The organism is Cupriavidus sp. F041 (assembly GCF_057814235.1).
On the sequence record NZ_JBVASY010000001.1, the window covers coordinates 1192814 to 1206166 of the forward strand.

Below are 13353 nucleotides of genomic sequence, written 5' to 3' on the forward strand. Positions count from 1 at the left end.
CCGCATCCATTACCCCATGCTAGTGCTTTGCCCGCAAAAACAAAATAGCGATCACAAATGGCGATGACGCCGGGCGGCGCGATTACTGCGTCAGATCCTTGAAGCCCTGCAGCAAACGATCGATGTCATCCAGCTGGATATTCCCCATCGTGGAAATACGGAACAGCTCTGCCGAGAGCCCGCCCTGCCCCGCGTAAATGACAAAACCGCGTTCCTTCAGGCCATCATGCAACTGCGCGTACGTCAGGCCGGCCGGCAAACGGTAGGCACGCAGCACCACGGAGGACTGCTCCGACGCCCACAGGGCCGGCATGCCCAGGGCCTCCAGCCCGGCGCGCGCACGTTCCGCCAGCGCCGCATAGCGCGCGTGGCGGGCGCGCCAGCCGCCCTCGTCCGCCAGCTCGCGCAAGGCTTCCACCAGTGCGTAATAGGCATGCACGGAGGGCGTGAACGGCGTATTGCGCTGGTCCTGCAGCCGCGCCAGGCGCCCCAGATCCAGGTAGTAAGTCCGGCTGGCGGCTTGCTCCAGCGCGTTGCGCCGCACAATGACGAAGGACGCGCCGGGCACGCCATGCAGGCACTTGTTGGCCGTGGCCGCCACCGCCGCAATGCTGCCGCCAAAATCGATCGCTTCGGCGCCAAAGCTGCTCACGCCATCGACCAGCAGGCGCACATCGCGCGCGCGGCACAGTGCGTCGAGCGCCTGGAGATCGTTCAGGCGTCCGGTGGTGGTTTCATGGTGGATCACCGCCACGTGGGTGATGGCGCGGTCCGCGTCGAGCGCGGCGGCAATGCGGCCGAGGTCGGGAGCCTGCATCCAGTCGTGCGCGACCACCTCGTGGGCAATGCGGTATTGCGTGGCGATCTGCGTAATGCGCTCGCCGTACACGCCGTTCTGCACGATCAGCAGCTTGCCCTGCTCGGGCACCAGCGCGGCGATCATGCTTTCCACCGCCGCCGTGCCTGAACCCGTCATCAGCACCGCGGCCCATTCGGCCGGATCCAGCTCATAGATATCCAGCAGCCGCGCGCGCGCCTCGTCCTGCAGGTCGAAGAACTCGCTTTCGCGATGGCACAGGTCCGGCTGCAACAGGCTCTGGCGCACACGCGCCGACAAGGTCACGGGGCCCGGGTTGAGTAGCAGCATTACTTCTCTCCTTGGTCGGCGCCTTGATCGGCGCCAATATGGCGCGCGAGGCGCGTCTTCACATCGACAGGGGTAATGGTCGGGCGCGGCAGGCCGTCCGGCGTGCCGGCGCGGATCGAAAGCGCCACGAAACGCGGCCCGGCAGCGGGCTCTTGCACCGCGGCAGCGAGCGCCTGGTCGAGCGTGCCGAGCCGATCGCCTTCCACCGCCGAGGCATAGCCGCAAGCGGCCGCCACGCCGGCGAACGAGACATTGGGCGACACGGTCGCCTGTCCGCCGGTGGAGTCATGGGCGCCGTTGTCGAGCAGCACGTGCGTGAGGTTAGACGGGCCATAGGCGCCGAGCGTGGCGAACACACCCATGCGCATCAGCGCCGCGCCGTCGCCGTCGACGGCCACCACGTTCAGGTCCGGACGCACGAGGGCAAGGCCCAGTGCGAACGGCGTAAGGCAACCCATCGAGCCCACCATGTACAACTGGTTGGCGCGGTCATCCAGCGCGTAGAGTTCGCGTCCGCAGAAGCCGGTGGATGCCAGCACCACGTTCTTGCCGGGGGGCGTATGTGCGATCACGCGCTGCAGGGCTTCGCGGCGCGTGGGCAAGCCGTCCTGCGAAGCGCCCGGCGCCGGCGAAACCGGCGTGCATCTGGGGCGCGGCGCGGGCCGCTCCTGCTGCTTCAGCTCATAAGGCGCGACACTGCCCTTCTGCATCACCAGCGCGTACGGACGGCCCGTGGCGTCCATATGCGCCACCGCGCGGTCCAGAGCCGGGCCCACCTCGGCCGCATCGGTCGGGAAGGTTTCCCATGGGATCTCCATGGTGTCGAGCATGGCCGGCGTGACCGGCCCCATCAGCGCGTGCTGCGGCTCATCGGCAACGCCGGGTTGCCCGCGCCAGGTGACGATCAGCAACTGCGGCAGGCGAAAGGTCCAGGTGAGCGAGGTCAGCGGGCTCACCGCGTTGCCCAGGCCGGAGTTCTGCATCATGGTGATGCCGCGCCGACCACCCTGCGCGCCCAGCGTCACGCCGGCGATCAGTGCCACCGCATCGCCTTCGTTCGCCGCCGATACGTAATGCAGCGACGGATCCTGCAGCACGTAGTTGATAAACGGCGTCAGGTACGAGCACGGCACCCCGGCATACCAGTCGAAACCGCGCGCGCGCGCGGCTTCGACAAACTGTGCCGCTTCGATCATCGGGCTTCCTCTGCATCCGTGCCGCCAACCGCGAACGGCGTCTGCGTGTGCGCGAAATCGCCGGCGCGGCGGAAGTCGTCGAGATCGTTCACGCCGCGCCAGTGGCCGTGCACGTACTTCACTTCGATCTCTTCGCCTGCTGCGACCAGCGCGTTGAGCAGCGCGGGCATATCCAGCGTGTTGAAATCGTCGCGCGTGCGCAGTTCGGCGATCAGCTTTTGCAGACGCTCGCGCCCTTCGCCACGCACATTCAGCAGGCCGATCCAGCGGCCGTGCGGCGCCTGCGCCTGGCCGGCGCCCGGCTCCTGGCCCTTGCTGGACACGTGGCGCAGCAAGACCTTCTGGCCGAACAGGTCGCGGTCGTCCGCCGCGGAGCAATACGCGAAGTCGCGCACGCTCTGGTTAGACTCGGTGGTCAGCGAGGAGTCGACGACGACGCTGAACGGCGCATCGCTCTCCAGCAGGTCGCGCAGGATATAGCTGCGGAACAGCAGGTCGCCGTAGGCGATCACGGTGTCGGTATGCAAGCCATCGGCCGCGCACGCCAGCGAGGCCAGTTCGCCGGTCTGCGCGTACTGCTCGTTGAGCACCAGCTTGATGCCCGCCGTGTCGATGGCCTTGGCCTGGTAGCCGCCGACCACGGTGATATCGTTGATCGACTGTTTCTTGAAGGCATCCACCAGCCAGCGCAGCAGCGGCTTGCCGGCCACCGGCAGCATCACCTTCGGCCTGTCCTCCGTGAGAGGCTCAAGCCCGGTGCCGCGGCTGGCCGCCAGCACCACCGCCGCGCCAGGCGCTTGCGAGCCGGACAGGTACATCTTCTCGGCGGCCGAGTATTCGTCGGCATCCTGCAGGCGGAAGATCTCGTTGACGGAGGCGATGCGGTCTTCGACGTTGACCAGCGTTTCGCTGTCGTGGATTTCCTTGGCCACGGCCTGCATCGACGAGGCCGCCACGCGGATCAGGTGATTGGCCCAGATCACCACGCTGATGCCGGCCTTACGGAAGACGTCGGTCGGCGTGCTGTAGTACTTGGTCGGCACGATCACCAGCGGGCCACGGCCAGCCCACTCACGCGCGAACGCCAGGATCTCGTCGGGGCGCGACAGCTTGCTGTGGATCAGGATGGCGTCGGCGCCCGCCTGGCGATAGGCTTCGGCGCGGCGCAGGGCTTCGTCCATGCCCCAGCCGGCGATCAGGGCTTCCACGCGGGCAACGATGGAGAAGTTGTCGTCCGACTGCGAATCCTTGCCGGCCTTGATCTTGCCGCAGAACTCGTCGATCTCGGCGAGCGGCTGGCGCTCGCCATCGATAAAGCTGTTGGTCTTGGGGAACTGCTTGTCCTCGATGCAGACGCCGGCAATGCCGCGCTGCTCGAGCTTGCGCACCAGGCGGCGCACATTGTTGAAGTTGCCGTAGCCGGTGTCGCCGTCCAGCAGGATCGGCAGGTCGCTGGCATCGGCCATGAATTCCAGCGTGTCGACGACCTGGGTCCAGCTCGCTTCGTTGTTGTCGCGCACACCGTACTGGGCCGAGATGGCCAGGCCGGAACCCCAGATGGCCTTGAAACCGGCTTCGCGCACGATCCGGGCGGACAGCCCGTTGTGCGCTTCCATCATGAATTCCAGCTCATTGCCGACGATCATCTGGCGCAGGCGGGCAGTGCGCGTGGCAGTCGAGAAAATCGGGTCAATCGCGTTCACTGTGCTACCCCCACAATCGGCTGAAGTTCAGGCAGGACTTCGTCGCGCGCGCGCGCGACATCGTTCGGAAAATCGATCTCGATCCACGGAGCGCCGCTCACGTCGGCGATATCGAACACATGGCCGCCTTCGAGCAGCAGGTCGCGCACCGCTTCTTCGTGCGGCATGTTCGAGCGGCCGCTGTCGACATAGCCCTGGACGATCTGCGCCAGGCGGCGCGCGGTCTGCTCCTGGAAGCGGAAGAACCCGACCGACTCGCCAATGGTGTCGTACTCCAGGCCAACCGCGAGCTGCTTGCGCAGCTCCACCGGAATGCCGCTCTTCACGCACAGCTTGACCGGCTCGTCGCCGGCTTCGAAATCGCGGTCGATCAGCAGGCGGTTGGTGGTGTCGCCGGCCACCAGGGCGCTGAGGATGCGCTCGTCGTACAGCACGTCGGCATCCATCAGCAGGACGTCGCCGCCGCGCGTAAGCGCATCGGCCACCGTATGCACGGTCAGCACGCTGCCCAGGTCGTAGCGCGGATTCAGCACGATCTCCGGGTAGGGGTCGCGCCCGAGCCGGTCGAGCTCGGCTTCCACGTGCTCCGGCTGGAAACCCAGCGCCAGCACGATCTCGTCCACACCCGCCGCATCCAGCATGCGCAGATGCCGCTCCAGCAGGGTGACACCGTCAAAACGCAGCAGGCACTTCGGGAACTGCTCCCCGGGCTGTTGCTGTAGTCGCAGGCCAAGGCCCGCGGCAAGGATGATTGCTCGCATTCGTTCTCCGCACCCATGCAAATTGCATCAATCAATCGGCAGCGTGCGGCCGGCTCGCTGAATCACTGAAACCGCCTGGTGCCTGGCCTGGCTTGCGCACGCGCCGCGGCGCCGCCAGGTCCGTCACCATCTATTTCAGGGACTCGGCAGGCATGGCCGCGCGCCGCCGCTGGAATTTCCGTTCGCTCAAATGTAAATACAGCAGGCCCGGCGCGCCGAGCCCGATCTCGCGCGCGCGCTTGGCCAGCGACAGCGCCAGCGCCGCCTCGGGCGGCAGTCCGACGATGGGGGCCAGCAGCAGGTAGCCGCCTTCCTGCGCACCCAGCGAGCCGGGAATGGCGAACGCCGCGCCGCGAATGGCCTGCCCGACGCTCTCCAGCAGCAAGGCGTCGAGCCAGCTGACCGGATGCCCCAGGAAATGCAGCGCCAGCCAGACTTCGCCGGTGCCGACCAGCCAGCCGGCCAGGCTCAGCGCGAAGGTGCCCGCCACCTTGCGGCGGTCGCGGTACATGCCATGCACGGCCGCGTCCACGGCATCGGCACGCATCGTCAGCCCGGACCAGTCGCGCTTGCCAAACAGCTTCGACAGCACGCGCAGGACCCGGCCGAACAAACCCCGCTTCTGGATAACGTAGAACGCCACGATGCACAGCGCCAGCACAGCCGTGACAATCAGGGTCGGCGTGCGCAGGTCCGAGAGCGCATCTTGCCCGCCGCGCCCGCCGTGTCCACCGTACAAGGCAAACAGCGCCAGGCCGATAAACGCGAACACCATCTGCGCGAGCGCCTGCATGGTGGTGCTGACCGTAATGGCGGCGGCGGCGTCGCGCATGCGCGTGCCGCGCTGCGCCAGGTAACGCACCATCAGCACCGGCCCGCCGATCTGCCCGGCGGGCAGCAGGCTGTTCACGGACTCGCCCGCCCAGCGCGCCAGCAGTGCGTTGCACATGGTGCCGCGCCCGGCCCGGCGGTCGAACAAGACGAAGATGGCGCCGGCGTCCAGCGCCAGCGGCAGCAGGTGGAATGCAGCGACCAGCGCCAGGCCCCAGCCTGCGGACATCAGCGTCGACGCGACGGAGCCGAATCCTTGCCAGGCGAGCAGCGCGACAAACAGCGCCGCGCCGATCGACAGCAGGAAGATGGCGGCACGGGTCATGCGCGGGGTTTCTGGCCTGGCGCCAGTCTCTTGAATACCTGCTTGAAGCCAAAATAGGCGATCGCGTCCTTCATATTGGAAATGAAGCGCAGCCACGGGCGCATGCCCGGATCGGTGACGTACTCAAACGTCAGCGACACCCGCATTTCGTTGGCGCCGGCCGGCGTAATGCGGTGCCGCAGCTTGTCGCCGTCGAAGAACACCAGGCCGCCAGGGGTGGTCTGCACCGAACCGGGCTCGTCGGGCACATCCGCATTGCGGGTGTGCAGTTCGTAGTCCAGGCGGCAGGAGGATTCTTCGATCACGCCCAGCAGCAGCGTGTAGCGGCGGCCATCGTAATAAGAGGTGTCGTAATGCCAGCCGATGTGATCGCCGGGACGCGTGTAGTAATAAAGCGCGTAGGCATGCGGGTCGGTGTCCGGGGACAGCAGCAGCTTTTCGCCGCACATCTGCTCCAGCCAGCCGATCAGCGCCTTCGACCGATACAGTTCGGCGATAAACGGGGCGAGTTCGTCGATGGTGTGGCGGCTGACGCTGCCGCCCTGCTTGTGGCCGGGCAGGTAGTTGCGGTTGATCTTGGGCACCAGCGCGCGGGCGCTGGCGACCAGTTGCGCGGTGACTTCCGGCGCCAGGAATTCCTCCAGGTGCAGGAAGGCGTCCTGGCGCCCGAAATCGGCGCGCAGCTTCACGTTGTCCAGCATGGCGGTGCGGCTGGCCACCGCGGAGTCGGGATCGGGCGTGCCGGTTGGCGTGGCCGGCTTCGGGCGTGGCGAAACCGTTGCGGCGGCCTGGACGGAAGGGGCGTCCAGCGTGATGTCGTTGGTAGCTTGCTCGCTCATCGGGTTCCTCGGATCTTCGTCGAAGTCGGAGCCGTGACCGGCCGGGGGCGCCGCATGACGCGCCAGTAGTCGAAGACGACCCATGCCGCGAATAGCGGCGCGCCGATCGACGCCGCCGTCAGGAACGGCGCGATGCCGCTGGTCAGCGTCACCAGCGGGAGCAGGTAAAGCACGTCTTCGGTCTCGAATCCCCCGGCAGATGCCTGCTTCGTCCCGCTTTTCCCCACGCGCTCTTCAATGCGCATGCGGAGAAAGAAGATCAGCGCCACGGCCACGCCCGCCAGCGTGCCTTGCAGCACCGGCGACAGCGCCCCATTTGAGGCCTGCTCCGAAATAGCCATGCCCATGCCCACGAACAGCAGCACCGTAATCAGCGCATCGCTCGCCAGGTCATAAAAATGGCCTATCTTGCTGGATTTGCCGCTAATTCGCGCCAACTCGCCGTCCGTATGGTCAACGAAGTTGGAGATCACGATCAGCAGGGCCCCGTAATTCGTCCACGCATAACCGCCCTGCATCAGGCAGGCAACACCGGCCAGGCCAATCAGCAGCCGCAGCGTGGTCAGGTGGTTAGGGGTGATCCAGGAGTCCTTGAGCGGGCGCACAAGCGCGCGCGCCAGACGGGCGTCCCAGGTACGTGGAGCGGGAGGCTCGCCGCGAGAATTCTTTGGATTGTTGTTCATCTGAAAAAAGGTCCACCGGCAGGAAAGCTGCCACACGGCTGGCATACTAGCGCCAGCTCCCGCGCCCTGCATTGCGGGAACTCAACGACTAGGCCGGCCGGATCGCTTTACAGGGATACCGCCAGTCAAACCGCTATGGTAAGCGATGTGACCCGCAACGGTACGCGCGCGGTGCCGGATTGACAAGTCCGGGCGCGCTTGCCGGCGCTGCGCTGCACCTTCATCGGCTTGCCTGCAAGCAGCCGGCGACCGGCATGGAGCAGGCGCCGGCAACAAGATAAACCGGCGCAGAGCGCGATGCCTGGCGTCAGGGCACGTTGCCCTCACTTGCCGGCGCCGCGGCTGCATCCTGCGCCGGCTTGGAAGCGCCGGCTGCCGGGGCTGCGGGCATATCCCGCACGCGCGGCGCGCCTGTCAAGGTCTCGACAGGCGCACTCGCCGGCGAACTTGCGGATACCGGCCCCGGCACGGCATCCGCAAATTCCCGCCCCAAGGGCGCGCTGGCGCCACCGGGCGGCAAGGCCGTTGGCGGTGCCGCCGCCACCGCGCTGGCCTCCATTGCAGGCGCCGGCTCCGGCGCCTGCGCCGAGTGTGCCGGGCGCCTGGGCGCGGGCGGGGCTTCAGGCTTCGAGGCCGGCCCGAAGAAGCGCTGGTACCAGCCGCGTATGGTCCAGCCCAGCGCCTCGAACAAGCCGGTCTCTTCGTGCTTCACGAAGCGGACGTTCGGGTCGATCACGCGGGCCCGGAGCGAACGCTGGAAGAAGTCACCCACCATGGGCAGCGCGCTGTGCGCGCCCTGCCCCCAGTAGTCGCTGCGCAGCGTCACCCGGCTGTCGTTGAACCCGACCCAGGCGCCGGCTACCAGTTGCGGATGCATCAGGATGAACCAGCCGTCGGCGTTGTCCTGCGTGGTGCCGGTCTTGCCGGCCACATCCGCGCGGATGCCGAAGCGCGTGCGGATGCTTGTACCCGTGCCCCGGTCGATCACGCCGCGCATGACATCCAGCAGCGTCTGCACTGTGGCGACGGGCAGCGCCTGCTCGGGCGACGCCTGGCGGAACGTCTCCAGCACCTCGCCCTTGCGGTCTTCGATGCGGGTGACCATCACCGGCTCCAGGTAAGCGCCCTGGTTGGCTATGGTGCCGTAGGCGGAGACCATCTCCTTCAATGTCACCGGGCTGGTGCCCAGCGCCAGCGAGGGTACGGTGTCGAGACGGCTCTGCCGCACGCCCATGGCTCGGGCCAGCCTGGCTACCTTGGCAGGGCCCACACTCTGCATCAACTGCGCGGTGATCGTGTTCTTGGAATACACCAGGCCGTCGCGCAGGCTTATGGCGCGCCCGCTCGGGGGGCCATCGTCGGAAGGCCGCCAGACCTCGCCGCCGGCCAGGGGGATTTCCACCGGCTGGTCGACGAAGGTATCGTCGGGACTGGCGCCTTGCTCGAACGCCGCGCCATAGACAAACGGCTTGAACGTGGAGCCCGGCTGGCGCTGTGCCTGCTGCACGTGGTCGAAGGCATCCTGGCTGAAATCGCGGCTGCCGACCCAGGCCTTGATCTCGCCGCTGCGCGGGTCCAGCGCGAGGAAACCGGCCTGGATGCGGGTCTTCGACTGCCGCAGCGCCTGCATGAAGGCACCGTCGGCCAGCAACTGCTTCATGGCCGCCTCGGGGGTCAGCCCGGATTCCCGCGCCGCCCGGTACTCCGGCGTCTCGCGCACGAAGGCCTGCACCAGCTCCTTGTTGGCAGCCCAGCCCGAGCGCGGCGCCCAGGCTGCATTCGCTATGCCCTGCAACTGGTTGCCCTGGCGCGCCACGGCCTGGTTGGCCATCGCCTGCAGGCGCGAATCGATGGTGGTGCGTACCACCAGCCCGTCGGTGTAGATGTTGTAGTCGTTGCGGTCCGCCCAGGTGATCAGCCATTTGCGCAGTTGCTGCGCGAAGTGCGGCGCGGGGCCCGGCGGCTCGGTCTGGCGCTCGAAATCGATGCGCAGCGGCCGCTTCTTCAGCGCCTCGTACTTGGCAGGATCCAGCTTCTCGTACTTGACCATCTGCGCCAGCACGGTATTGCGCCGCTGCACGGCACGCTCGGGATTGATGACCGGGTTGTAGTAGCTGTTGCCCTTGAGCATGCCGATCAGCGTGGCGCTCTCCAGTACGTCCAGCTTGCCGGCGGATTTGTCGAAGTAAGTACGCGCCGCCATCTCGATGCCGTACGCGTTGTACAGGAACGGTACGGTGTTGAGATAGGTCTCGAGGATCTCGTCCTTGGTATAGAGCGCCTCGATCTTCAGCGCGGTGATGGCTTCCTTGAGCTTGCGCGTGAGCGTGGGCGCGCGGCCGATCTCATCGGGGTAGAGATTGCGGGCAAGCTGCTGGGTAATGGTGGAACCACCCTGCCGGTTGCCGGAAAAGGTATGCAGCGCTGCCGACCCCATGCGCCGCCAGTCCAGGCCGAAGTGCTGGTAGAAGCGGTGATCCTCGGTGGCGATCAGCGCTGTCGTCACATTGGGCGAGATGTCAGCCAGCCGGACCCAGTCGCGGTTGGCCCATTTGAACACCGCCAGCTCCTTGCCGTCCGCCGAGAGCACTTGCGCAGGCTGGTCCGACTTGGCCTTGCGGATATCGCTGATGCCCGGCGTGAACGGGATCAACACCAGCACATACAGCAGGAACAGCGCCGGCACGGCAGCCAGCGCCTTGAGGACACCGCGCCGCGTAGGGCGCCGCAGGCGGGCAAGCCGCTCGGCGGCGAGGGTCTTGATCTGGGCCAGGTTCATGAAGCAAGCAACATCGGAGTCACATTCCGGCGCAACGCACTGGCACACCGTCGATGGAAAGGCCTGCATCCTACCAAAATCGCTCCGGACTTCCTTCGTCGGTGCGTTCCACGCGCCGCCCGGTGCCCGGCGGCCTTCGTCCCAAAGTGATTGCGTACCAACGCACAGTCACTTTTCCGCCATCTCGTGAACCGCCTGTCTATGACGAGCCGACGTTATCCGGTCACTCAAGGTCACTCACGGTCAAGTTCGGCCTTCAGCAGCTTGAGGCGCGTCTGCCCATCGGGCGTGAAGTGGGTGCCGAACCGCATCAGGCCGGCCTGATGCAGTTGACAACTCATGGTAAAGCTGAGCAGCATCCCCGGTTCGGTCTCTTCGATCGTGATGCCGATGGATTTCAGCCTCGGCTCGTAGCGCAGCAGCGTCGTTTCGATTTCGCGCTTGAGCGTGTGCGTCGACGCGGGTAGATGCCGGTAGATCCTGGACAGATCGCCAAGCCCGTAATCCGGCAGATGCGCCAGGCTGCCGCGGCGACTATTGAGGATGCGCTGGATGTTGTCCCGCACGGACAGGAACGTCTGCGTTGCCGCATCGAAATCGTCGACAGCCACGCCGTTCGCAAAGTATCCCGTCACCGCTTCAAAGAGTCCCGGCCCGCCCCGGGTCACGCGTCCGCCCCGGTTGTCGTTGCCGGCGCCTCGAAGTCCAGGCCGATGCCATCGTCCTCGGAGAACGACAGGTGAATCGATGCCAGCGCCTGCTGGCCCGCCAAGCGCACCAGCAGTTCACGCGACAGTACCGGCAGGATCTGCTGATCGAGCAGGCTGTCGATATTGCGGGCGCCGGAATCGGGCAGCAGGCAGGCCCGCACCATCTCGACCACCAGCGTGTCGTCGCACCGCAGTGGCACGCCAAAGCGGCGCGCGATGCGGTCAGCCACCTTGCCGAGCTTCATCCGCACGATCAATGCCATGGCGTCGGCCGACAGCGGTCGGTAGACAATGGTCTGGAAGCGTGCCAGCAGTGCCGGCTGGAAGTGCTCGATCAGCGTCGGGCGGATCGCTTCCATCAGCATGCCGTTGGCGAGTTCGGCGCCGGCCGCGACGGCGGCGTCGGCTGCCGCCAGAATCTGCTCGCTGCCCAGATTCGAGGTCATCAGGATGACGGTATTGCGGAAGTCGATCACCCTGCCTTCGCCGTCACGCATGAAGCCGCGATCGAAGACCTGGTAGAACAAATTCAGTACGTCACGGTGCGCCTTTTCGACCTCGTCGAGCAGGACGACGCTGTAGGGCCGCTGACGAACCGCCTCGGTCAGGACGCCACCTGCCCCGTAGCCGACATACCCCGGCGGCGAACCCTTCAGCTGTGAGACGGTGTGGGCTTCCTGGTATTCGGACAGGTTGATGGTGACCAGTGAACGCTCGCCGCCGAACATCAGGTCGGCCAGCGCGCGCGCTGTTTCGGTCTTGCCAACGCCCGAAGGGCCCACCAGCAGGAACACGCCCAGCGGCGCTTCCTCGGATTTGAGTCCTGCCTTGGCGGCCCGCAAGCTCTTGCCGAGCGCGGCTAGCGCCTCGTCCTGGCCGGCCACGATATGCCCCAAACGCCTTTCCAGTTCCAGCAGCGCGGCCAGCTCGCTGGACAGCAGGTTGTTGACCGGAACTCCCGTCCAGTCGGCAATCACCTGTGCAATGGCGGTTTCGCTGGAACTGGCGGGAGCCTCCTTTGACGGTCCTGCCCGTGGACGGTAGACGGCATCATGCTGGCCGGGATCGGGCCTGGGTACCGGTTCAGGGAAACATCGCGGATGCTGGCTATGCGCAGCTGGGTGCACGAGCGGACGATTCGCGATACGGCCGATGGTTTTTGCGAGGTACGCGACCGGCTGGCTTTCGAGTTGCGGGGGCCTGCAGCCTGGCTGCCAGGCTGTGAAGGCGCGATGGCCGCCGTGGTGAGATGCCTGTTCCGGCACCGGCACGCGCGGCTGGCGCGATGGGCCAGGCATACCAAGCTTCTCACGCCGCCCGTTCATTCAAAATAATTCAATAACTGGTTGATATTGTTCCCACCAGCTGCGCCGGCCGACGCCTAGACTTGCTTCACCGGCCCAGCAATCAAACGATCAATGCGATGCAGGCCACATTCAAATATTTCAAATTTCTTTGAGGCCCACATCATGAATGCCAACGCTACCCAGATCGCCATCGTCTACCACAGCGGCTACGGCCACACCGCCAAGCAGGCACAGGCGGTCGCTCGCGGCGCCGCCAGCATCGATGGCGTGGAGAGCCTGCTGATCAGTGTCGACGACATCGACCAGCACTGGGACACGCTCGAGAACGTGGATGGCATCATCTTCGGCACGCCCACCTACATGGGCAGCGCATCGGCGCAGTTCAAGGGATTTATGGACGCCACCTCGCGCAATGTCTTCGCCAAGGGCGGCAAGTGGGCCAACAAGGTGGCGGCGGGCTTCACCAACGCGGCATCGCGTTCGGGCGACAAGCTGGCCACGCTGCAGCAGATCTCGATCTTCGCCGCCCAGCACGGCATGCACTGGGTCAACCTTGGCCTGCCGCCGGGACACAACAACTCGAAGTCGACCGAGGATTCGCTGAATCGCCACGGTTTCTTCCTGGGCGCGGCGGCGCAGTCGAACGCTGACGAAAGCTCGGATGTGGTGCCCCCGCTGGCGGACCTGCGCACGGCCGAGCACCTGGGTGCGCGCGTCGCGGAAGTGGCGCAGCAACTGGCGGCTGGCCGGCAGGCGCTGGCGACGTTGAAGAAGGCGGCCTGAGGCGCTTACCGCAAGTCCGCTCCGCGCGATTGAATCGTTTCATGCCCATGCTACACAGCCGGCACAAGGAAACGACGACATCCGCGGAGACCCATGAAGAAGACCACTGAAGCGCAGCGCAAGCCGCCCCTGAAGGATCTGGCCGAGCAAGCGGGCGTTTCGGTGGGCACCGCATCCAATGCGATGGCGGGACGCGGCGCTCCCGGCTGGTGGCCTGCCTGGTGCCGGATATCACCAACCGCTCCTATGGCGTCATCGTACGCGCGGCCGAACACGTGCTGCGCGAAGC

11 protein-coding genes and 1 pseudogene are annotated in these 13353 nt (G+C 66.2%); 2 read left to right on the forward strand and 10 right to left on the reverse strand.

The annotated features are described in order from the left end of the window. Positions 1 to 82: 82 nt before the first annotated feature. The 10 genes and pseudogenes from ACZY0R_RS05475 to ACZY0R_RS05520 form a co-directional block, all read right to left on the reverse strand. Positions 83 to 1147 (reverse strand): 2-aminoethylphosphonate aminotransferase, encoded by a 1065-nt coding sequence (locus ACZY0R_RS05475; protein ID WP_488857484.1) that lies wholly within the window; start codon positions 1145 to 1147, stop codon positions 83 to 85. Further along, complete coding sequence (gene aepY / locus ACZY0R_RS05480) at positions 1147 to 2343, reverse strand: phosphonopyruvate decarboxylase (RefSeq protein WP_488857486.1); 1197 nt, start codon at positions 2341 to 2343, stop codon at positions 1147 to 1149. Before aepY ends, ACZY0R_RS05475 begins: the two co-directional genes overlap by 1 nt. Beyond that, positions 2340 to 4046, reverse strand: coding sequence for a phosphoenolpyruvate mutase (gene aepX, locus ACZY0R_RS05485; RefSeq protein WP_488857488.1), 1707 nt, complete (start codon positions 4044 to 4046; stop codon positions 2340 to 2342). The genes aepY and aepX overlap by 4 nt, the downstream gene beginning before the upstream one ends. Next, positions 4043 to 4807 carry a phosphocholine cytidylyltransferase family protein gene (locus ACZY0R_RS05490; RefSeq protein ID WP_488857489.1) on the reverse strand — a complete coding sequence of 255 codons (765 nt, stop codon included), beginning with the start codon at positions 4805 to 4807 and terminating at the stop codon, positions 4043 to 4045. The genes aepX and ACZY0R_RS05490 overlap by 4 nt, the downstream gene beginning before the upstream one ends. 130 nt (positions 4808 to 4937) lie before the next feature. Next, a complete protein-coding gene (locus ACZY0R_RS05495; protein WP_488857491.1) occupies positions 4938 to 5963 on the reverse strand; it encodes a flippase-like domain-containing protein in 1026 nt (341 codons plus the stop codon). Further along, positions 5960 to 6802 carry a HalD/BesD family halogenase gene (locus tag ACZY0R_RS05500; protein WP_488857492.1) on the reverse strand — a complete coding sequence of 281 codons (843 nt, stop codon included), beginning with the start codon at positions 6800 to 6802 and terminating at the stop codon, positions 5960 to 5962. The genes ACZY0R_RS05495 and ACZY0R_RS05500 overlap by 4 nt, the downstream gene beginning before the upstream one ends. After that, complete coding sequence (locus ACZY0R_RS05505; protein ID WP_488859517.1) at positions 6799 to 7485, reverse strand: CDP-alcohol phosphatidyltransferase family protein; 687 nt, start codon at positions 7483 to 7485, stop codon at positions 6799 to 6801. The genes ACZY0R_RS05500 and ACZY0R_RS05505 overlap by 4 nt, the downstream gene beginning before the upstream one ends. Positions 7486 to 7792: 307 nt before the next feature. Continuing rightward, on the reverse strand, positions 7793 to 10264 hold the full coding sequence (locus ACZY0R_RS05510) for a penicillin-binding protein 1A (protein ID WP_488857493.1): 2472 nt from the start codon (positions 10262 to 10264) through the stop codon (positions 7793 to 7795). Positions 10265 to 10497: 233 nt separating this feature from the next. Continuing rightward, positions 10498 to 10932 carry a type VI secretion system baseplate subunit TssE gene (tssE, locus tag ACZY0R_RS05515; RefSeq protein ID WP_488857494.1) on the reverse strand — a complete coding sequence of 145 codons (435 nt, stop codon included), beginning with the start codon at positions 10930 to 10932 and terminating at the stop codon, positions 10498 to 10500. Then, a pseudogene (locus tag ACZY0R_RS05520) lies at positions 10929 to 11975 on the reverse strand (AAA family ATPase); the annotation flags it as partial. The gene tssE and the pseudogene ACZY0R_RS05520, both read right to left, overlap by 4 nt. Before the next feature lie 51 nt (positions 11976 to 12026). Between ACZY0R_RS05520 and ACZY0R_RS05525 the strand changes: the two are divergent. Together ACZY0R_RS05525 and ACZY0R_RS05530 are read left to right on the forward strand one after the other, a co-directional pair. After that, positions 12027 to 12308: a hypothetical protein gene (locus ACZY0R_RS05525; protein ID WP_488857495.1), complete on the forward strand. Its 282-nt coding sequence runs from the start codon at positions 12027 to 12029 to the stop codon at positions 12306 to 12308. 135 nt (positions 12309 to 12443) lie between these two features. Next, positions 12444 to 13064, forward strand: coding sequence for a flavodoxin family protein (locus ACZY0R_RS05530; protein WP_488857496.1), 621 nt, complete (start codon positions 12444 to 12446; stop codon positions 13062 to 13064). Positions 13065 to 13353 lie beyond the last annotated feature (289 nt).

Excerpts from the sequence above, each read along its gene's own strand:
- ACZY0R_RS05475 (WP_488857484.1), bottom strand. The coding sequence starts at position 1,147 with ATGCTGCTACTCAACCCGGGCCCCGTGACCTTGTCGGCGCGTGTGCGC.
- aepY (WP_488857486.1), bottom strand. The coding sequence starts at position 2,343 with ATGATCGAAGCGGCACAGTTTGTCGAAGCCGCGCGCGCGCGCGGTTTC.
- ACZY0R_RS05490 (WP_488857489.1), bottom strand. The coding sequence starts at position 4,807 with ATGCGAGCAATCATCCTTGCCGCGGGCCTTGGCCTGCGACTACAGCAA.
- ACZY0R_RS05495 (WP_488857491.1), bottom strand. The coding sequence starts at position 5,963 with ATGACCCGTGCCGCCATCTTCCTGCTGTCGATCGGCGCGGCGCTGTTT.
- ACZY0R_RS05500 (WP_488857492.1), bottom strand. The coding sequence starts at position 6,802 with ATGAGCGAGCAAGCTACCAACGACATCACGCTGGACGCCCCTTCCGTC.
- ACZY0R_RS05505 (WP_488859517.1), bottom strand. The coding sequence starts at position 7,485 with ATGAACAACAATCCAAAGAATTCTCGCGGCGAGCCTCCCGCTCCACGT.
- ACZY0R_RS05510 (WP_488857493.1), bottom strand. The coding sequence starts at position 10,264 with ATGAACCTGGCCCAGATCAAGACCCTCGCCGCCGAGCGGCTTGCCCGC.
- ACZY0R_RS05525 (WP_488857495.1), top strand. The coding sequence starts at position 12,027 with ATGCTGGCCGGGATCGGGCCTGGGTACCGGTTCAGGGAAACATCGCGG.
- ACZY0R_RS05530 (WP_488857496.1), top strand. The coding sequence starts at position 12,444 with ATGAATGCCAACGCTACCCAGATCGCCATCGTCTACCACAGCGGCTAC.